The 17,554-nt window shown below is 43.2% G+C and carries 21 protein-coding genes; 8 read left to right on the forward strand and 13 right to left on the reverse strand.

Annotated elements, in window-relative coordinates; all coding sequences use genetic code 11:
- Positions 1-345 precede the first annotated feature (345 nt).
- Positions 346-1,722, forward strand: coding sequence for a Na+/H+ antiporter NhaC (nhaC, locus tag B4F99_RS11750; RefSeq protein WP_214856448.1), 1,377 nt, complete (start codon positions 346-348; stop codon positions 1,720-1,722).
- Positions 1,723-1,979: 257 nt separating this feature from the next.
- Positions 1,980-2,189 (forward strand): DUF3006 domain-containing protein, encoded by a 210-nt coding sequence (locus B4F99_RS11755; RefSeq protein WP_023467214.1) that lies wholly within the window; start codon positions 1,980-1,982, stop codon positions 2,187-2,189.
- A 90-nt stretch (positions 2,190-2,279) separates the two neighbouring features.
- Here the strand turns inward: B4F99_RS11755 and B4F99_RS11760 are convergent, their stop codons facing one another.
- The 5 genes from B4F99_RS11760 to nfsA all read right to left on the reverse strand — a co-directional run bounded on the left by B4F99_RS11760 (position 2,280) and on the right by nfsA (position 6,256).
- Positions 2,280-2,732, reverse strand: coding sequence for a hypothetical protein (locus tag B4F99_RS11760; RefSeq protein ID WP_290758117.1), 453 nt, complete (start codon positions 2,730-2,732; stop codon positions 2,280-2,282).
- Between the two features lie 2 nt (positions 2,733-2,734).
- The gene (locus tag B4F99_RS11765) at positions 2,735-3,271 is read right to left on the reverse strand and encodes a TlpA family protein disulfide reductase (protein ID WP_251137990.1); all 537 of its coding nucleotides are present in this window, start codon (positions 3,269-3,271) and stop codon (positions 2,735-2,737) included.
- Between the two features lie 150 nt (positions 3,272-3,421).
- Positions 3,422-4,132, reverse strand: coding sequence for an NAD(P)H-binding protein (locus tag B4F99_RS11770; RefSeq protein ID WP_035412533.1), 711 nt, complete (start codon positions 4,130-4,132; stop codon positions 3,422-3,424).
- 156 nt (positions 4,133-4,288) lie between these two features.
- On the reverse strand, positions 4,289-5,494 hold the full coding sequence (locus B4F99_RS11775) for an LCP family protein (RefSeq protein ID WP_290758120.1): 1,206 nt from the start codon (positions 5,492-5,494) through the stop codon (positions 4,289-4,291).
- Positions 5,495-5,509: 15 nt separating this feature from the next.
- Positions 5,510-6,256 carry an oxygen-insensitive NADPH nitroreductase gene (gene nfsA / locus B4F99_RS11780; RefSeq protein ID WP_290758123.1) on the reverse strand — a complete coding sequence of 249 codons (747 nt, stop codon included), beginning with the start codon at positions 6,254-6,256 and terminating at the stop codon, positions 5,510-5,512.
- 144 nt (positions 6,257-6,400) lie between these two features.
- On the opposite strand from nfsA, the gene B4F99_RS11785 reads away from it, so the two are divergent.
- Positions 6,401-7,312, forward strand: a complete 912-nt coding sequence (locus tag B4F99_RS11785) for a hypothetical protein (protein WP_290758126.1) — start codon at positions 6,401-6,403, stop codon at positions 7,310-7,312.
- Between the two features lie 99 nt (positions 7,313-7,411).
- Here B4F99_RS11785 and B4F99_RS11790 read toward each other — a convergent pair whose 3' ends face one another.
- Positions 7,412-7,675 carry a hypothetical protein gene (locus B4F99_RS11790; protein ID WP_035412522.1) on the reverse strand — a complete coding sequence of 88 codons (264 nt, stop codon included), beginning with the start codon at positions 7,673-7,675 and terminating at the stop codon, positions 7,412-7,414.
- 149 nt (positions 7,676-7,824) lie between these two features.
- Between B4F99_RS11790 and B4F99_RS11795 the strand changes: the two genes are divergently transcribed.
- Positions 7,825-8,655: a GNAT family N-acetyltransferase gene (locus B4F99_RS11795; protein WP_349677553.1), complete on the forward strand. Its 831-nt coding sequence runs from the start codon at positions 7,825-7,827 to the stop codon at positions 8,653-8,655.
- Here the strand turns inward: B4F99_RS11795 and B4F99_RS11800 are convergent.
- From B4F99_RS11800 to B4F99_RS11815, 4 genes are all read right to left on the reverse strand, one after another.
- Positions 8,644-9,579, reverse strand: a complete 936-nt coding sequence (locus tag B4F99_RS11800) for a hypothetical protein (protein WP_035412518.1) — start codon at positions 9,577-9,579, stop codon at positions 8,644-8,646. The two genes, B4F99_RS11795 and B4F99_RS11800, sit on opposite strands and share 12 nt — an antisense overlap.
- A gap of 113 nt (positions 9,580-9,692) precedes the next feature.
- A complete protein-coding gene (locus B4F99_RS11805) occupies positions 9,693-10,052 on the reverse strand; it encodes a hypothetical protein (RefSeq protein ID WP_035412515.1) in 360 nt (119 codons plus the stop codon).
- A 29-nt stretch (positions 10,053-10,081) separates the two neighbouring features.
- Positions 10,082-10,567, reverse strand: a complete 486-nt coding sequence (locus B4F99_RS11810) for a GNAT family N-acetyltransferase (RefSeq protein ID WP_290758132.1) — start codon at positions 10,565-10,567, stop codon at positions 10,082-10,084.
- A 14-nt stretch (positions 10,568-10,581) separates the two neighbouring features.
- Positions 10,582-11,097 carry a GNAT family N-acetyltransferase gene (locus tag B4F99_RS11815; RefSeq protein WP_035412512.1) on the reverse strand — a complete coding sequence of 172 codons (516 nt, stop codon included), beginning with the start codon at positions 11,095-11,097 and terminating at the stop codon, positions 10,582-10,584.
- Positions 11,098-11,338: 241 nt separating this feature from the next.
- Here B4F99_RS11815 and murB point away from each other — a divergent pair, with 241 nt between their 5' ends.
- Complete coding sequence (gene murB / locus B4F99_RS11820; RefSeq protein ID WP_214856439.1) at positions 11,339-12,253, forward strand: UDP-N-acetylmuramate dehydrogenase; 915 nt, start codon at positions 11,339-11,341, stop codon at positions 12,251-12,253.
- 55 nt (positions 12,254-12,308) lie between these two features.
- Here murB and B4F99_RS11825 read toward each other — a convergent pair whose 3' ends face one another.
- On the reverse strand, positions 12,309-13,532 hold the full coding sequence (locus B4F99_RS11825; RefSeq protein WP_290758135.1) for an aminopeptidase: 1,224 nt from the start codon (positions 13,530-13,532) through the stop codon (positions 12,309-12,311).
- 98 nt (positions 13,533-13,630) lie between these two features.
- On the opposite strand from B4F99_RS11825, the gene B4F99_RS11830 reads away from it, so the two are divergent.
- Positions 13,631-14,050: a YkvA family protein gene (locus tag B4F99_RS11830; RefSeq protein ID WP_035412504.1), complete on the forward strand. Its 420-nt coding sequence runs from the start codon at positions 13,631-13,633 to the stop codon at positions 14,048-14,050.
- Between the two features lie 35 nt (positions 14,051-14,085).
- Here B4F99_RS11830 and B4F99_RS11835 read toward each other — a convergent pair whose 3' ends face one another.
- Together B4F99_RS11835 and B4F99_RS11840 are read right to left on the reverse strand one after the other, a co-directional pair.
- On the reverse strand, positions 14,086-14,922 hold the full coding sequence (locus B4F99_RS11835) for a formate/nitrite transporter family protein (protein WP_214856438.1): 837 nt from the start codon (positions 14,920-14,922) through the stop codon (positions 14,086-14,088).
- A 183-nt stretch (positions 14,923-15,105) separates the two neighbouring features.
- Positions 15,106-15,708 carry a hypothetical protein gene (locus B4F99_RS11840; RefSeq protein WP_214856437.1) on the reverse strand — a complete coding sequence of 201 codons (603 nt, stop codon included), beginning with the start codon at positions 15,706-15,708 and terminating at the stop codon, positions 15,106-15,108.
- Positions 15,709-15,844: 136 nt separating this feature from the next.
- On the opposite strand from B4F99_RS11840, the gene B4F99_RS11845 reads away from it, so the two are divergent.
- Positions 15,845-16,711, forward strand: coding sequence for a YitT family protein (locus B4F99_RS11845; protein WP_214856436.1), 867 nt, complete (start codon positions 15,845-15,847; stop codon positions 16,709-16,711).
- A 201-nt stretch (positions 16,712-16,912) separates the two neighbouring features.
- Complete coding sequence (locus B4F99_RS11850) at positions 16,913-17,551, forward strand: CHASE3 domain-containing protein (protein ID WP_290758138.1); 639 nt, start codon at positions 16,913-16,915, stop codon at positions 17,549-17,551.
- Positions 17,552-17,554: the final 3 nt, after the last annotated feature.

Consider the following 17,554-nt stretch of genomic DNA (forward strand, 5'->3'; position numbering starts at 1 on the left):
GCTTTTCAGCACGTTGTGCTACGAGATGATCGATCCCAAATACGCCTGCACCCATGATCGCAACGACTACCACAAAAATCATTGTAAACATATGTATCCTCCTCATCGTTCACAAAAATGTCATCTGATACTTCCTATTGTGCAAGATTTAAAGAAAAAAAGAAAGCGTTTACGACAAAAAATCGTCACATATATACTCTTTTCTAATTCATTGGCGAATCTCTTATAGTTGACGCCAACGTTATTATTCGTTAAGATTGCGTTTGTTCATTGCTTTCATGCATAAAAGCGTGTTAGCAACAGAGGACTATCATCTAATCCATATTCTTTTAAGGAGGTGGAAGCATGCGCATGTCATTCCGTGAATCCGCAGCTATCCTAGGAATCATCATCATCATCTTATTGTCCGCGTTATTCGGTGCTAAAGCCGAACCGCATCTTGCCATCTTATCCAGTCTTATTTTCGTCTCAGGATATGCTGTTTATCGTGGATTTAAGTTCGAAGACGTTGAACATCATATGATTCAAGGTATTCGGGAAGCGATTAAACCAATCTTAATCATGTTACTCGTCGGCATAACGATCGCAGTCTGGATGATGAGTGGCGCAGTGCCGACCCTTCTTCATTTTGGTTTATCCACTCTTTCGGCGACTTGGTTCGCACCGAGCGCCCTTCTCATTGCGATGGTCGTTTCGACCTTTACAGGCAGTTCATTTACGACGATCGGTACGGTTGGTGTTGCCTTAATGGGAATCGCAATCGCATTAGGTGTCAATCCCGCACTTGCAGCAGGTGCTATCATCAGTGGCGCGTGTTTTGGAGATAAGATGTCACCTTTGTCAGATACGACGAACTTTGCACCGGGAATCGTCAACGTTACCGTATTTGATCATATTCGTTTCATGATGGGAACGACGATTCCTGCCATCACGATCACATTTATTTTGTTCTTCATCTTTGGACGTAGCAGTGGCACGGTCGATTCGACTGTTGTGAAAACGACACAAGAGGAATTAGCCCGCTTGTTCCATCTATCACCATGGACGCTACTTTCTCCTTTACTTGTCATGGTTCTAGCATTGCGTAAGATGCCGGTCATCCCGACACTTGTAGCTGGTGTCTTAAGTGGTCTATTGTTAACAGGTCTCGTTCAAGGAAATTGGGACGTTTCAAATTGGATGGCCGTCATTCAAAACGGTTTAAAACTAGAATCTTCTAGTAAAACCGTCGCAGCAATCATCAGTAAGGGTGGCTTGCAATCAATGATGTGGTCCGTTTCCCTCGTCATGCTCGCACTCGCTTTCGGTGGTGTTTTACGCGGCATCGGTGTCATCGATGTCATCATTGAACGGACCGTTTCACGACTCAAACGCGATGGAAGTATCATCTCTGCTGTTGCCTTATCTTCCATCGGTGTCAACGTGATGGCTGGAGAACAGTACTTGTCGATTTTATTGCCAGGACAAGCATTTAAACGGGTTTTTGAAGAACGTCAGATTGATCCACGTTTCCTTTCTCGTTCACTAGAGGATGGAGGAACACTCGTCAATCCACTCATTCCGTGGGGAGTTTCCGGAGCATTCTTCGCTTCAACACTGGGTGTTCCGGTAACGGAATACATCCCGTTCGCATTCTTTTTACTTCTCTCACCATTGTTTACGTTCTTACTTGCTTTTCTTCGTCCGACTAAAGTCGAAACGAAACAGTCCCTCGCTTCTTAAGTATATTTCATATTAGAGGTCCGATATGACATATCGGATCTTTTTTTCTGCCACTATCGCTTTTATTTCCAGTTAATTACGTCCGAATTACGATGAAAACGGCTTGGAATCACGTTTTTTTAAAGAATTATGTGTAAAGATGAAACGAACTGGGAATATACCAAACATAAGAATATAAATTACAGAGAATGATAGAGAGAGAGTACGTTCCTGTTCGACCGAGGAACGACTTCGATGTAATTGTGGGAGGAGTTAATATGATCAAACGTGGTACGCTGGAGCGACTTGATGGTAAATATGCCGTTCTACTGTGGGAAAATGGTTCAAGCTTCATTCCACGACGTTATTTACCACCTGAAGCAAGATTAGGCGATACAATTATTTTTGACGGTACGACTTATACGTTAGATGTCAGCAATTCATCACCCTCTTCCTTTCAAACGTTTTCGTTTCGGCAAATGGGCTGATGATCGATAAAAAGCCATTCGGTATCATGCATTGACTATAGAGAAAAATTTCTCTCATCAGTCCTTCATGAAACGAATGGCTTTTTCGCTTTAACGACGAACATATAGGAAATGGTGACTACACGACGGACAAGGGTACTGATGGACATCAGATATTTCGATTCGTTCTAATATGGTTTGATCGTTTGGACACACATACTGTGGCTGTACGACATCCAATTGCAAAAATAAAGCACACCAAAATCGATTTGAAAACTGGTGACATGTCGGACAATGATATAAGTCTAATTGGTACGGTACCCAATCATCCGCTACTTCTGCTTGATGTAGCTGATAGTATTGGATTAAACGAAAACGATTCCAGTCGTCCACATACGTCCGCTGTAAGACCGGTTCATGCATCGACGGTACGAACCAAAGCGGCAGACCTGTCATGAACGCTTCAACGCCTTGTGTCAAGACAGCAGGAAACGTCGGCCACCCATCTAGTTGACCGAGTTGAAATGTTTGTTGAAAGGAGCAGTTGTCGCATAGGAGTTCCATTGTCATCCTCCTGTTCGTTTCACCATCTCTTTTAACATCTGTTCCGTCACAGGACCGACATGTTTTGCAAGAATCGTTCCTTTACGATCTAATACGTAGGTTGCGGGCATTGCCACGAGACGATAGGCGTCTTCTGAATTTCCTGTTCGATCATACAACACGGGATATTCAACAGGTGTCTGCTTCAGAAAATCGGCAACATCTGAAACACGCCGCTCCGATGTCGTGACGTTGATGCCATAAACAGGTATATTCGTATGTCGTGCAAAGGCATTGAGTTCTGGAATTTCTTGTTTGCAAGGTGGACACCACGTCGCCCAAAAATTAATAACAAAGACATCATGATTAATTTCGTCTAGATCGATTGTTTTTCCTTCTTGACGCAAGGATAGATTCGGGGCTTTCATCCCTACCTCTAGACCACCTTGCGATGCTTGTTTTTGTTGTTGCTCCACTTTCTTTTGCTTCGCATCGTATGTTTGATAACCTTGATAGGCAATGCCGATGATAGCGATCGCTAGGATCAGATAGATCAACATTTTTTTCACATCTAATCCCCTCCTTCTTCGTTAAGTGTAGCAGACTTCCTCTTTTCGACCGTCTTCTTTTATCAACAAAAAAACGAACTCTTCTGTTTTGTATACAGAAAAGAGTTCGCCTCATTTTATTTAGATATGTTCTTTAAATGATTAGTTAAAACGTGGTAATTGTTTTTTGACTTGACGGTTATCTTTGACGCTACCGACTGCCTCGGTTCCGCCTAAGGCCTCATTCAAGGATGTCTTCCCTTCCTTGACTTCTAGACGTCGATTGAATACTGACCGATTATCAACGGAAGCAACGAGAATCGATGCGACATCTGTTTCCGAAATCGTTGCATCCTTTGTATCTTTCAAATCTTCATCTGCCTCAATTAAACCTCGCCCTTCACCAGTCGTGATGGCAACGGGACAAATGATCGTATACGTCAAACCGCTATGTTCAATCTGCTCTTCAGCCGCATTCTTAGCAGCATAGAACGGATAGACATCCTTTTTAAATTGCTCAGGTCGATCTGCACCGTACGCACTTAATAGTACGAAATGACGTACACGCGCTTTTTTAGCTGCATCGATCGTTTTTAAGGCAACTGTCCGATCCAGCAGTTCAATTTCCGTTGCTTCGCCGTCTACTCCTGCGGTCGCCGCACAAATGACTGCATCCTGTCCTGCGACTCCATGTTCAATGACTTTTTCGAGTTCTGTTTCAATATCGACGTAATGTGCCTTGACACCGAGTTTTTCGAATCGTTCCACCAGATGTTCGTGACGAACGATGACCGTGACCTGATGACCCTTGGCAAGCGATTTGACGACGCGCGCTCCAATCGTACCGGATGCACCTACAACTAGTACTTTCATATGGGGGGTCCCTCCTCGATAAGTTAGTCACCTTCGTGGAATGTCATGATGTCATGTCCAAAAATCGTTACTTTCGGAGATGACCTAACACAATCCACCAAAGGAGCAACGTACATCAATTTATACCCGCAATGACCAGAAGGAAACCCCTCCCCTTTAGTTCTTCAAGGTACCATAAAACGTCGTATCGAGACGATCACGTAGTTCTTGCAGTGCCTTCTCATTCGGTAAGTCATAGAAAATACCATTCAGTCGCTGACTGACGGCTTCAATTTCATAGTGTTTCCGTTCTGACATCAAGGCGATCGATAAACCTGCTGTTGCCATCTCACGAACACTTAAATCGAGGTTCATCTCTTCTTTCATATACGTGTGCGCTGCCGGAATCTTCGACCATCCAGTTGGCTTCAACAAGTGCGTCGCGACGGCTTGGATGACTTCCGACTGACGATTTGCGCGTGCCCCGTCATTGTCCGTTTTACGGTGTCTCGAATAGGCAAGTGCCATTGCACCATCCATATGGTATTCCTTTCCTTTCTGGAATGAATACTGATTTGCTTTCCCACTTGCATCCTGCTCGGAGAACGTTCCTGTCGATACAAGATCGATTCCGCCGATTTGATCAACTAATCCGATGAAACTATCGAAGGAGATGACGATCTTTCCATCGATGTCTTCATCGAGTAAACCAGAAACGGCATCTTGTGTACATTCTTCTCCACCGAAGGCAAAAGCATGTGTGATTTTATCTTTCTTTCCATTCTCACAGGAGATCGGTGTATACGTGTCCCGAGGAATCGACGTCAACTGAATCGTTCGAGAAAGTGGAATGAATTGCATAACCGACAGGGAGTCTGAACGTGACCCGCGTAACGATTCTCCAGGTCGTGCGTCACTACCGATCAACAAAAACGTGAAGGGTTGTGAGGCAAAAAGAACGAATGCGATGAGCAACAGCAAAAACAATCCAAGAAGCTTTCGTTTAAAACGACGTTTTTTCTTGATTTTTTTAGGATAGGCTTCTTTTGAAGATACGTCAGGTTTTTTTTGCACGGATTGCTCTGATCGCCCAGTCTTTCTCGAACGTCTCGAGCGTTCTTGATTAGAAAACAATCGCGAGCCTGCGCTCCCGATCATCTGTGCGACCTGTTTCAGTACGCTGTTTTTAGAACGACGCGATGTACTTTTTGGATCCCGTCGTTGCTCTTCAACATATCGATGGTACGTTTCTGTTCCCTGCTGTCCCTTAAGTGGTTCATGAGCAATCGACTCTTCCGACGAAAATGCCTCTTCTTTTGCTTGCTCTTCTAGTTCTAGGCGTCGTCGCTCCAAGCGGGAGCGCTGTGGTTGATGTTCTGCCATTCAGATACCTCCGTATCAATCTTTTGCGATTTGTTTCTCTTTCAAGAATTCGCGGAGATACGTCCGTTTCGGTTCGTGCATCGAGGCAGCCATCTGTTTGACCCACCCTTCTGTCCGTTGACCACCGGTCCGTTCTCCGTAATACGATGACGTCGACTCTTCGTATTGTGCCAGTAAGTCACGCATCGTATCGTCATCAGTATACGTATTCCGGTGGAAGACCGCATCCATCGGAAGGCGGGGTTTTTTACCAGGTTGCTGATCCGCAAGACCGACTGCGACTCCGAATAACGGTACGACGTGATCAGGAAGTTGTAAGAGCTCGCTGACACGACGGGCATCATTACGCAGTGAACCGATATAGACTGTTCCATATCCGAGCGACTCGGCAGCTACGACTAAATTTTGAGCGGCGAGTCCCGCATCAACAGCTCCTACGACAAGTGCTTCTGTCGTCTCGATCGTCCGACTTACATCCCCCCCTGCTAGTTCTGCTGCTAACATGTGTTTGTGGTAATCCATACAAAATACAAAGAAATAACTATTTTCTGCCACGTATTGTTGACCACTTGCAACGTCGACTAGTTGTCGTTTCAATTCTTCATCTTCGACACCGATGATCGCATAGGCTTGCTGATAAGAAGATGTCGATGCAGCCTGCGCTGCTTTAACAAGTATCTCGATTGTCTTTTCGTCTAATTGATGTTGTTTGAATTTCCGGACTGACCGGTGGTTAAGTAAATGTTGAATGGTTTCATTCATGAGTAATCGTCCCCTTCTGTAATGAGTCTTCTTATTTAAGATAGTCGTCTCTGACTAAAAAGCGCAAATGAAGAGGTTCGGTTTATGAAAAAAGCGGGAAGTGAATAGTGTTGTACTGTGCTTTTTTGGCGAAGGAGGTCGATCATGAGAATACGGAAACTACGTCTTTTATTGGAACAGTATGGCGATACGACCCTTCGCGATATCATCGTCGAAATCTATCGCCAACTTCCGAGACAAGTCATCGAAGAGAAAGAGTTTGATGCCATGTTGACACAGTTCATGAAGTATAAGGATTTGCAAAAAGAACAGGAACAACCGACCGTCGAACAAACCATCGCACAGACAGATCGGTTCATCCAATTGGTATACGACTTACAGTACCTTGAGCCAAACCCAATCGTACCGCTTCGCGAACAAAAGAATTGGTATATTACCGCAAAACGTTTGCTGAAGCATTTACGCCATTATGCCCATCGCAAAAATGGAACCCAGATTGCCTTTGAGGAGTTTTTCTTTCTTCTTTCGTCAGCTGCCGGAGAAGAACCTTTATTTTTAAGTAACGATCCTTTTCGACTATTAAAAGTCTCACAAGTCGATTTTTTTCAAGAATTAGTCGGTTATTATAAAAATGATAGTCATGGCATCGAGTGGATGGAACGCGCGCTCTATACTGCCTTGAAAGTTCCAATGGACGTTGATACCGAACGCAGTGATCTTTTACTTGCCGTACTTGCCCACTGTGAGACAGCAGAACACCAAGAAGCCTATATCAATTGCTTGAACGTGCATGCAAAAAAACTACAGTCACATGTCCGAATCGATGCAGATGCTTTATCCACTTATCAAGAAATTCGCTTTGCAGAGTTGCATGCCCTGATTTCACTACGAGCCTTAGAACGAGCGGAGACAATGCTGTTCACAGAATATATTCCTTACTTTTCGCATCGTTCGACTCCTTTTCGTTATTATCTCGACCTTCTCGAGCGCGCTGGACTAGATCAAGAGCATGAGCGTATGGAGCGCGTCGGACGTAAAAAACGTATTCATTTTTAAGGATCCTTCTCTTCCTAACCACTCATGCTATACAAAAAAGCAAGTGACGGACATCGTCACTTGCTTTTTTGTATTCTTGTGGCTCAAAGCAGATTCATCTCAATCAGAAGCATTAACGATTCCAAGTCCAACCGTTGCCAGTAAAGCAATACAGGCAAATAAAAATGCCATATCGTTTGGTGAATCGAATCCTTCATAAATTGGTTCTTTTCGATCAACGATGATATGGTCTTCCGTTCCATAATTACCATACGTCGTCGAACTACTCACGCCCGGTTCATCGTAATCACGTGCTTCTACTGTCAATGTATCCGCACTGATTAGAAATCCTGATAACCCAATGATGATCCAAAAATACTTCATGATATTTTTGCCTCGATTCTTTCTTATCTTCAGGAATCCATCTACTTTTTATTTGAAACAAAAGATATAAATACCTTTTATTTCCTGTAAAATAAAAGTGAGATGTACCCATCTTCACTTTCTTAAAGGAGGAATTTAATTTGCCTATCGTGTATTACGGTCAATTGTCTCATGTTCAAAGACGACACGTCCATCAACTTCTACATTCTCATCAACAGCCGTATGATGTTTCATTTTTTCAGCCTCTTGAAGATTGTCAATGGATTTACCTCGAGTCTGGTCAGATCCAGGCGACACTTGGCTATCATGTCGTACATGATGTCGTTCGTTTAACGAACGGAGCTTTTCACGATATTCAAGCCTTCCGTCGTCTCGCCATTTCATTACACACGCATGCCCTTCGGCAAGGGTGTCGACAAATTCACGTACAGGTTTCTCCACCACATGACCTTTCTGTAACCTCGATTTGGAAAGAGCTTGGCTACAGTTTATATGCCGAACAATTTCGTTTGATCGGATTATCAGACGGGCAACCTGCCACATTGCGTTTGAAAGCTGTTCATGAACGCAATCAAGATACGTATCTGGCTCTTCGTAACGATGCCCTCAAAGGATCCATCCACTTCTTTCCTCACAGTGTTGCTGATTTAGAAAAGTTAATCCGGCGAAAAGCGGTTCCTTATTTAGTCTATGATAAGCAATTGATCGTCGGTACACTTTTATTTCAAAAACTCGGTCCGAACATTCGTCTTCTTGAAATCACCTGTCTACCTGGGCTGAGACGTCAAGGCTACGGAAGTCGCATACTCCATACGTTTCAGGAAAAACTACGACGTTCGAAGATTCAAACGTTTGAAGTCTTTTTTCTTTCAACACAGCAAGACGTATTACGACTATATCGTCCCACGATGTTTTGCGATATCCAGTTAACCTCTTATTGGCATACATTTAGTACAGATCCTCCCCCGTTAATCGTTTAACCGATCGACGACCTCTCTGTATTCAGGTAACACATACTCCGCATCCATTTTTCTAAAATCAACGTGCCCCACGTCACGAAGCACCAGACCCATCCCGAATAACTGTTCGATATAGACGTCTCCCATTGTCATAGCAAGTCCAGGGTGATGGTTATGGAAAGCAAGCAAGGCATCCTTACAGATTTCAGATGCAACAGGCTCTTGCATCACACGTTTTAATAAAGATGGAAAGAGCGTCGTTTGCCGTCCAATCAACGCATAGAATGGAAAGTAATGTTTCGCATAAACGAACGTCGGAAGATAGGCATTTGCCTCAATTGTTTTGAACAACAACGGTGAAGTCGGGCGCTGTAATCGTTCTGCTAGCCCAACGGTCGCTTTGCATTCGCTCAGCTGATCCAGCACTCGAATCGTCAATTCTTCTTCGATATCAAGTAATAAGACGAGATCAAGCAAATTTAATTCATGCGTCTCCATGAATTGATCACTGCGTTGAAGATGCATTGTGTAGGTAACGTCCAATTTTGTAGCGACAAGTGTCCATAGCTCTGGATGACGCGCCGCATAAAGACCTACAGGAAAGTGAAGCGGCTGCCGGACGATGGAGCGATGCCCCTCAAGTGTGTAGACTTGATTGACGTCAAGACCGTGCGCTAATAGCATCTCGAGTAACTGCTGACGATTTTGACACGCGACAAGCGTTTGGAACAGACGATCGATTTCGCTGAACGGTTGTTTCATCTCCAGTGCTAGTTCTAAATGAGCAGGTGAATCCTGCTCTAGCGATCGTTTAATGAATTGTAAGGCACGTTGTTCCGCATCGTTCAGTTGAGCAACGTGCGTCCGAAACATCTCGACGTCAAGTTCCCGAAAGGCTTGCAACGCCGGAGCAATTGATTGATTTTTCGTAAAGGGTTTCCACATGATTCCCTCGACCTCCTCATTCCAGTATCTCTTCGTAGTGTACGCAATATCCAATCGTCTTAAAAGCAAAAAATGGAGGATCTTCCGTTGTTTCCGGAAGATCCTCCATTTTTTTATTTTTCCCCGACTTTTAGATGAGCATTTCGAAAGACGTCATCGTGCTTCCCTGTCTTTTCAACACTTGTTCCGACAGATCCATAATATTCGATTTCATCCTTTGGTTGGATGAATTCGTATGTGATGGCAGGCTCGCCACGAAGGCGGACGTGTATGATTTGCCGATGCTGTAAAGAAAAGGAGGCATGCACTTCAAGAAAGGAGGAAGCCGATAAATCATGTTGTCGCTCTAAAATCGTCATCAATTCTTGCTCAGAATCACGGTAATTCCCTTGCAATTGAGCATACGAAATACCGACTCCTAAAGAGAGGATACCGATTAAACTAAGCGCGCAAATGACCAGCACTTTCTTCATGACTGATCCACCTCCGAGAAAAGTTCATTCTACTTATTCATCGGTTCATCCTTCGACGACGTGAAGTCTTTTTTAGAATCCTTTGCGTAAAACTGCATATCTACATGTGGAATATCATCCTCTAAATAAGGTTCGGATACAGTTTCGAAACCAAATGACCCGTAAAACCCTTCTAAGTGCGATTGTGCTTGTAAGTAGATCGTAGCTTTTTCCTGCAAATAATCCATCGCTTTCTCCATCATTTGTTTTGCCAATCCAACTGATCGGTGAGTACGATGAACGGCAACCCGGCCAATCGCTAATCCTTTTGTCGGATGGTTGTATATCCGAAGACATCCAACGATTTGACCGCTTTCGTTACGTACGATCAGGTGTGTGGCTTGTTGATCTTGATCATCTAGTTCCGGATATGCACACTCCTGCTCAACGACGAAAATATCCATTCGTAATTTCAACAATGCATATAACGTATCGGGTGTCATGTGATGAAAAGACTCAAATGCGAATGCGTACATAAAAACTCTCCTCTTTAGTTACGACAAAGTCGTGATAATTGTCCAGCATAGATCGTGACCGGAATGTCTTTGAAAATCGTATCTTTTTCCCAGTTCAGACCGTTTGCACGAGCGACATTTTGAGAAGAACGATTATCGGGATGAATGATTGAGATGATTCGATCATGCCCTCGATTAAAAGCTTCCATCATTAGTCGTTTCGCTGCTTCACGACCATAACCGACTTTCCAGTGCTTCGGTTCGAGCCAATAACCGACTTCTAATTCTTCTTTTCCATCCACTTCCTGCATCAATAATCCAGCGAAACCGATTGGTTCATTCGTTTCTTTTTTGAATAACAGCAAAAAACCAGTTTGTCGTTCATCCGAGTATCGTTCCAATTGTCGATCGAACCATTCTCGTGCCTCATCTTCACTCAGAGCAACGCCACCATTGATATAGCGCATGACTTGCTCATTTTGAACAAGTGACTTGTAAAAGCTGAAATCCGCTTCTTCGAATGGTCGCATCCATAATCGTTCACTTTCCATCCTCATCGCCTCCTTATATTTCTTTTCCCGAGTTCTTTTCCCTTCATTCCTCTTCCCTATTATTCTATCTGTGCGATGTTTTTCATTACTAATCGATGACATTCACTCCCTACTGCTTGCAATTCCCGGCATAAGTCGGTATTTTGGGAACAGTATGTTGAACAACGACTGTACAATTAATGTTAAAATATATTTTGAGCGCATAAGCGCTGGATAGGAATTTATGAAAAGGACTGAGACCATGATGACTGAACAAGTAATGACAGGGCTATATGAAGGCATTTCAAAAGAATCTGTACTGATCAATGAACCTTTAAAATATCATACGTATACAAAAATGGGAGGAATCGCTGATCTCTTCATCATCCCAACGTCTTATGAAGAAACGGCTTTTGTCGTAAGATATGCTTACGAACGAGGCATCCCTTTGACATTGCTCGGGAACGGATCAAATCTCGTCGTACGTGATGGCGGTATTCGCGGTATCGTTCTTTCGTTTGAAAAGTTAACCGACATTTCGGTCGAAGGACATGAACTCGTCGCTCAAAGTGGCGCAGCAATCATCGAGGCGTCTCGTGTTGCGTATGCGCATCAACTGAGTGGTCTTGAATTCGCTTGCGGGATTCCGGGAACGATTGGTGGCGCGTTGATCATGAATGCGGGCGCCTACGGTGGAGAAGTCAAAGATTGCCTTCATAGCGCCACTGTTTTGACACGACAAGGGGATCTGTTGAACATTTCGCATGATGAACTCGAACTGGGATACCGGACGAGTTGTTTCTCAAAGAAAGAATACATCATTCTCGAAGGACGATTTGCTTTGACGGAGGGTGATCCAGCATTGATCAAGGAAGTCATGGATGATCTAACGCATAAACGAGAAACAAAGCAGCCTCTCGAATATCCTTCTTGTGGTAGTGTCTTCAAACGTCCAGAAGGCTATTTTGCGGGTAAATTGATTCAAGATAGTGAACTCCAAGGAACCCGCATCGGTGGTGCTGAAGTATCAAAGAAACACGCCGGTTTTATCGTCAACGTCGAAAACGCATCAGCATCTGACTACATTGCACTCATTCGCCATGTACAAGAAACCGTCCAAGAAAAATTCGGTATTTTACTTGAGACAGAAGTAAAAATCATTGGGGAAGAAGCTTGATAATAATCTAATCAGAAAAGGTGAGCCCAGTATTTGGACTCACCTTTTTATTCATTTAGATCGACCAGTTTCCGTCACGCATGACTGATTCACGCGTCCCGTCTGCAAGTTCTCCCTCAATTGATAGATCCGCGGATCCAATCATGAAGTCGACATGCGTCATCGAGTCGTTCGCACCTTGTGCTTCTAGTTCTTCCGCTGAAAGACTAGGACCATTTTCAATACACGTCGAGTACGCACGACCAATTGCTAAGTGGCACGAAGCATTCTCATCAAACAACGTATTGTAGAATAAAATACCTGAATCAGAAATCGGAGAACGATGTGGTACGAGCGCGACTTCTCCGAGATACCGGGCACCTTCATCGAGGGAAATTAAATCATCCAATGCTTCTTGCCCCTGTTTCGCTTCCGCTTTGACGATTTTTCCGTCCTCGAACCAAAGAGTAAATTCATCAATCAAGTTACCACTGTAGCTGAGTGGTTTCGTACTCGAAACATGACCGTTAACACCTGTCTTCTTCGGTAATGTGAACACTTCTTCAGTCGGCAGATTCGCGATAAAATCAACACCATCTGCATTCGGACCACCGCCACCTAACCAAACGTGACGTTCTGGTAATTCAATTGATAACTCTGTTCCTGGCGCTGTATAATGCAATGTTTTGTATTTCTTCTCTGTCAGGAATTTCGCTTTTGAACGCAGATTATGATCATGATCCGCCCATGCAGCAACCGGATCCGCTTGATCAGCACGGGTTGCCTTCAAAATAGCTGCCCACAGTTCCTCAATCGGTTCCTCTGCATCAGGAAATACTTTCTTCGCCCAGCTTTCAGAAGGTGCTGCTACGACACACCAGCTGACATTGTCACTCATGACGAACTTTCGCCAATTGGCGAGAGCAATACCAGCTGCTTTATTCGCACGCGCGATTCGACTTGAATCAACACCATTTAATAAATCTGGATCTTCACTGACGACTGATAAGAATGCTGTTTTTTCTTCTGCAAGCTGATCGTAACGTGCTTTTAACCAATCCGGGAATGTATCAAACGAGTCTTCTGGTGCATCAAAATAACGGATTTTCGTCATCTCATCATCTGACCATTGTACATATACTTGCGTAGCACCTACTTCATATGCTACACGTGTGATTTCGCGAACAAGTGGTAAATTCTCGATTCCCGCTCGCACCTCCAATTGTTGTCCTGGCTGTAGATTGATCCCGGTACGCACTGCTAAAGACGCGTACTGTTGTAATTCTGCTTGTGTCGGCATTATGTAATCCCCTTTCTTGTATCTTTATTTTCACGAAATAGTTGCAATTTTGCAAGAAATAAGGCGAAACTAGATAGAGAAGAGAAGGAGGCATCATCATGGAATTCACACCCGGAGATTTTAAATCAGCTTATACGTATTTTCACCGACAGGCACTCGATCTCGTCGGTGATGAAAAAGCACAACAAGAATTGTTGATTCGAGCAGAAATCGGACTCGCACATCTGACACAAGATATCGCGTCTACGGAAAGTTCTGATATCGAACGCGAGGCAGAACTCGTCCTTTATTTCCAATTAAAACAACTACTCGAAATGCTTCGTGCCCTCTATCAGAAAAAATTCGAGATGCATGCAGAGCAAGAACAATTATTGCTAACGGCAGTTCTGTACTTTACGTCTCCTGTTGACGCCTTACCGGACGATAACGTCCTCGGACTCTTTGATGACGCACAAATCGTCGAAACGATTTACGAAGAACTCGCCGCAGATGTTGATCGCTTTCAACATATGGAATGAATGAAAAAGCAGCTGTCGCGACAGCTGCTTTTTCATTATGCATTTTGTTTAGAAGCGATATGAACCGGTGCCGTAGATTGACGTGATTCATCTATTTCTAGTTTTTCTTTATTCAACCACGTATAAATCATTCCCATGAAGACTGCTCCACCGATGATATTCCCAGCTAAAGCCGGTAACAGATTGTGCATGGCTCCTGCAAACGTAATCGTATCCGGATGTGGCACGATTAATGCGATAGAGAACAATGCCATATTTGCGATGACATGATCAAATCCTGATGCGAAGAAGACTGCGACAAGTACCATCATCATCATGATCTGCGCTAATTCATTCTTCATGTTCTTCGGAATGAAAATTGCTAAACAGACCATCCAGTTACAGAAGATTGCCCGGGTAAAGATTTCCCACGTCGAATGATGAATTTTTGTTTCCGATACAGCAAACAACCAATTGTTCATTCCAAGTTCCTGTAAGATACCTGTTTGAGAGAAGAGTAATGCGAATGCTAATCCTCCAAGACCATTTCCGATCAGACAAATCAACCAGACTTTCATCGTATCCATCTTCGTTGTATAGCCGCGCATCGTTGCCGTCGTGAAATACATCGTATTCCCTGTAAACAGTTCTGCACCGCCATAAATGATCAAGACGAGTGCCACTCCGAACGTCAATCCACCGACAAGTGTCGCGGCAGGTGATTCTGCCAAATACAGCCCGTTAATTGCTTTTAAGGTAAAAATGATTGCAAATCCAATGAATATCCCCGCTAACATAGCACGAACTAAGTATTCGAGAGGACGCAGTTGTAGCATACGTGTCGACTTGATTGCTTTATTCCGTAACCCTTCTAATGCTTCTACCTCGTTCATTGTAGAAACCTCTCTTCCTTTTGTTCAACACTTCACAATGTTTGTTCATTTATTATAATACTTCCATCTTAAGAGATGTTCAAGTCTTGATTAGACCTGTTTTATCGTTTTCATAAAAGAACGAGATGTAAACGATATCATTGTGTCGAGATTGTGAAAAATGCCTTTTCTTGCTTTATACAATTAATTAGTTTGAATCGAAAATCCTGATGCGAAACGCTCGAAAAAGGTTTGTCGTCTGGAGGAATCAAGCACATATCCATCGATGACGACACGATTAAAACGTCCAGACGATGACGTAGCGCGTTCGATGTCAGATGGTGTATAGATGTCGAACGCGCTACGATCTATCTTAAAATCAGCTTTCGAATAGGGATCGGTATAGTGAATTTCAAGATTGGTCAAGTCAGGAATCGTCGAAAATAAAACGAGCGTATGATGCATAAGTACTTTTGATAAGCGAGCGTTCAAGAAATCCTGATTCATTTGTAATGTACCAGTATCGGTCCCGATCCAAGCACGCCGTTCTTTGCCTGTGACGTCATAAGCGAGCCGTAACGACTCTCCTTCGACATCTACCTGTTTTAATTCTGATGAAAACGGGAGTTGTTCAGCTAATTGGCGAACAGCTACCGTATTCATCATGGAAGCACCGACTTGTCTAGCTACGAGATCACCATCATGCCAAATAGATCGTTGGTTTTCTTCGTCTGGTTGTTGAAAAAGACGAATCCCCACCAATACGCCTAAACAAATACAGCCTATAATCAAGAATGTTTTCTTCATTTTCATCACCTTCCTAAAAAAACTTACCCTTTTTCATCTTTTTTCATAAGAAGGGTTGAAATTTTATGCATATGGGCGTACTCTTGCAGGCAGATACTCACAGAAGGAGGAGCATGAGGTCACTCATCATAATGCCATGACTACAACACACCCACAGAAAAAGAGAGTTGAAAAAATCAGTTTTTTAATCATAGGTACGCTGCTGTATTCCTTGTACATCAGCTTACTACTATCTCCAAATGATATCGGATCAGGTGGTATCATGGGGATCACGCTTGTCCTTCAAGAGCTTTTCCACACCCCAATCGGATTAACCCAATTGCTCTTAAACATTCCCCTCTTCCTTTTAGGTTTCCGTTTCTTACGAAAGCGATTCATGTTCTTATCTGGCATCATTGTCGTTGCCTCTTCTTTTTTAATCGACTGGATTCCGACTCAGATCGTTCCCGAGTCATTGAACGATCCGCTTGTTGCCTCCATCTTTGCCGGTCTAGTCTCTGGTCTTGCGATGGCATTGATTTTCTTTGGTGGCGCATCGACAGGTGGACTCGATATTCTTGGAAAGTTTTTCTTTGCTCGTTTTCATAATTGGCCACTTCCTCGCATATTTCTGATACAAGATCTTGTCATCTATATCTTGGTATGGTGGGTCTTCGATTTGAAACACGTTATGTATGCTCTTATCATGAGCTTCGTTCGCGCCAAAGCTCTTCAAACGGTTTACAGTTTTTATTCCGCTTCTAAGCAATGTATCATTATTTGCGAAAAGGCGGATGAAATAAATGAAGTCATCACAAAAGAACTTGGTCGTGGTGTGACGATCCTTGATGCACGGGGAGGATACTCCAACCGAACGAAGAAAATGGTCTATGTCGTCGTTCAAAATAATGAAATCGTCCGTTTGCAAGAAATCGTTTCTTCTGTCGAACCTAACGCGTTCGTTACGTTCTCAGAAATCCATACTATTTTTGGGAATTATAAGGAACATTCGTATTCGTTTTAAACTCAAGCGCAGCCTAGCTGTGCTTTTTCTATTTCGTTTACTTTAAAACAGCTTCTCGTATTGCACCAGCTTTCCTGCTTTTTTATTCGGAATACTGATTTTTTTACGTTCTTCTCCCTATTCAAAAAATGGACAGGCTTCACTTTTTTTGCGATAGTAGTTAAGCTTATGACATGTCTATTTATTTAAAGGAATGATTGCATGCACTCACTTTGGCGTCAGCGTATTCTGCTGATCCTTTTGATCAGTTTATTCGCTTCTATCCCAATCATTTACGCCCTATCCGGTTATCGGACGATTGCAACGATAACAGAGCAAATGAAGGATCATGACATACCGTTAATCAATCAAGTGGACCAGTTGGTTGAACATAAGCGAGATCGTGCCAATGCGGTGCGTGGTCTTTTATTGTATGAAGATAGTCGTTATCTCGAACAGTATTACTTTTCTACTTCTAAAATTCATGATTTACGAAACAGTCTAAATCAATCGTCGACCACGCCAGGAGCAATCAAGGATTTACTACGTCGCAATAATGTCTGGGAGTCCGAGATTGAACGAGTATTCGTCGTCTATGAGCGTCAGAGTCCAACGGCAGCAAAGCGCCTTGCCAAACAAACGACGCAAACGACACAAACGATTCTCGAGGACTTATCTCGTGTGAAAGATGATTTGTATAAGACACTTCAAGCAAAATTACAACAATCAGATACTTTAGTCGCTAGATATAAATGGATGTGTCTCAGTCTCTCTATTCTGTCCTTTTTATTAATTAGTGCGACAATCTTTTTTTCCTACCGGTTCGCACCTAACAAGTCAGACGAATCGTCCTTAGAGTAAACG

The sequence above is a fragment of the Exiguobacterium sp. UBA3491 genome (assembly GCF_002377745.1).
Classification (GTDB): domain Bacteria; phylum Bacillota; class Bacilli; order Exiguobacteriales; family Exiguobacteriaceae; genus Exiguobacterium_A.

Excerpts from the sequence above, each read along its gene's own strand:
- B4F99_RS11770 (WP_035412533.1), bottom strand. The coding sequence starts at position 4,132 with ATGAAAGTACTAGTTGTAGGTGCATCCGGTACGATTGGAGCGCGCGTC.
- B4F99_RS11840 (WP_214856437.1), bottom strand. The coding sequence starts at position 15,708 with ATGAAGAAAACATTCTTGATTATAGGCTGTATTTGTTTAGGCGTATTG.
- B4F99_RS11785 (WP_290758126.1), top strand. The coding sequence starts at position 6,401 with ATGAGAATACGGAAACTACGTCTTTTATTGGAACAGTATGGCGATACG.
- B4F99_RS11805 (WP_035412515.1), bottom strand. The coding sequence starts at position 10,052 with ATGAAGAAAGTGCTGGTCATTTGCGCGCTTAGTTTAATCGGTATCCTC.
- murB (WP_214856439.1), top strand. The coding sequence starts at position 11,339 with ATGATGACTGAACAAGTAATGACAGGGCTATATGAAGGCATTTCAAAA.
- nhaC (WP_214856448.1), top strand. The coding sequence starts at position 346 with ATGCGCATGTCATTCCGTGAATCCGCAGCTATCCTAGGAATCATCATC.
- nfsA (WP_290758123.1), bottom strand. The coding sequence starts at position 6,256 with ATGAATGAAACCATTCAACATTTACTTAACCACCGGTCAGTCCGGAAA.
- B4F99_RS11835 (WP_214856438.1), bottom strand. The coding sequence starts at position 14,922 with ATGAACGAGGTAGAAGCATTAGAAGGGTTACGGAATAAAGCAATCAAG.
- B4F99_RS11850 (WP_290758138.1), top strand. The coding sequence starts at position 16,913 with ATGCACTCACTTTGGCGTCAGCGTATTCTGCTGATCCTTTTGATCAGT.
- B4F99_RS11790 (WP_035412522.1), bottom strand. The coding sequence starts at position 7,675 with ATGAAGTATTTTTGGATCATCATTGGGTTATCAGGATTTCTAATCAGT.
- B4F99_RS11845 (WP_214856436.1), top strand. The coding sequence starts at position 15,845 with ATGACTACAACACACCCACAGAAAAAGAGAGTTGAAAAAATCAGTTTT.
- B4F99_RS11815 (WP_035412512.1), bottom strand. The coding sequence starts at position 11,097 with ATGGAAAGTGAACGATTATGGATGCGACCATTCGAAGAAGCGGATTTC.
- B4F99_RS11760 (WP_290758117.1), bottom strand. The coding sequence starts at position 2,732 with ATGGAACTCCTATGCGACAACTGCTCCTTTCAACAAACATTTCAACTC.
- B4F99_RS11825 (WP_290758135.1), bottom strand. The coding sequence starts at position 13,532 with ATGCCGACACAAGCAGAATTACAACAGTACGCGTCTTTAGCAGTGCGT.
- B4F99_RS11810 (WP_290758132.1), bottom strand. The coding sequence starts at position 10,567 with ATGTACGCATTCGCATTTGAGTCTTTTCATCACATGACACCCGATACG.
- B4F99_RS11800 (WP_035412518.1), bottom strand. The coding sequence starts at position 9,579 with ATGTGGAAACCCTTTACGAAAAATCAATCAATTGCTCCGGCGTTGCAA.
- B4F99_RS11755 (WP_023467214.1), top strand. The coding sequence starts at position 1,980 with ATGATCAAACGTGGTACGCTGGAGCGACTTGATGGTAAATATGCCGTT.
- B4F99_RS11765 (WP_251137990.1), bottom strand. The coding sequence starts at position 3,271 with ATGTTGATCTATCTGATCCTAGCGATCGCTATCATCGGCATTGCCTAT.
- B4F99_RS11830 (WP_035412504.1), top strand. The coding sequence starts at position 13,631 with ATGGAATTCACACCCGGAGATTTTAAATCAGCTTATACGTATTTTCAC.
- B4F99_RS11775 (WP_290758120.1), bottom strand. The coding sequence starts at position 5,494 with ATGGCAGAACATCAACCACAGCGCTCCCGCTTGGAGCGACGACGCCTA.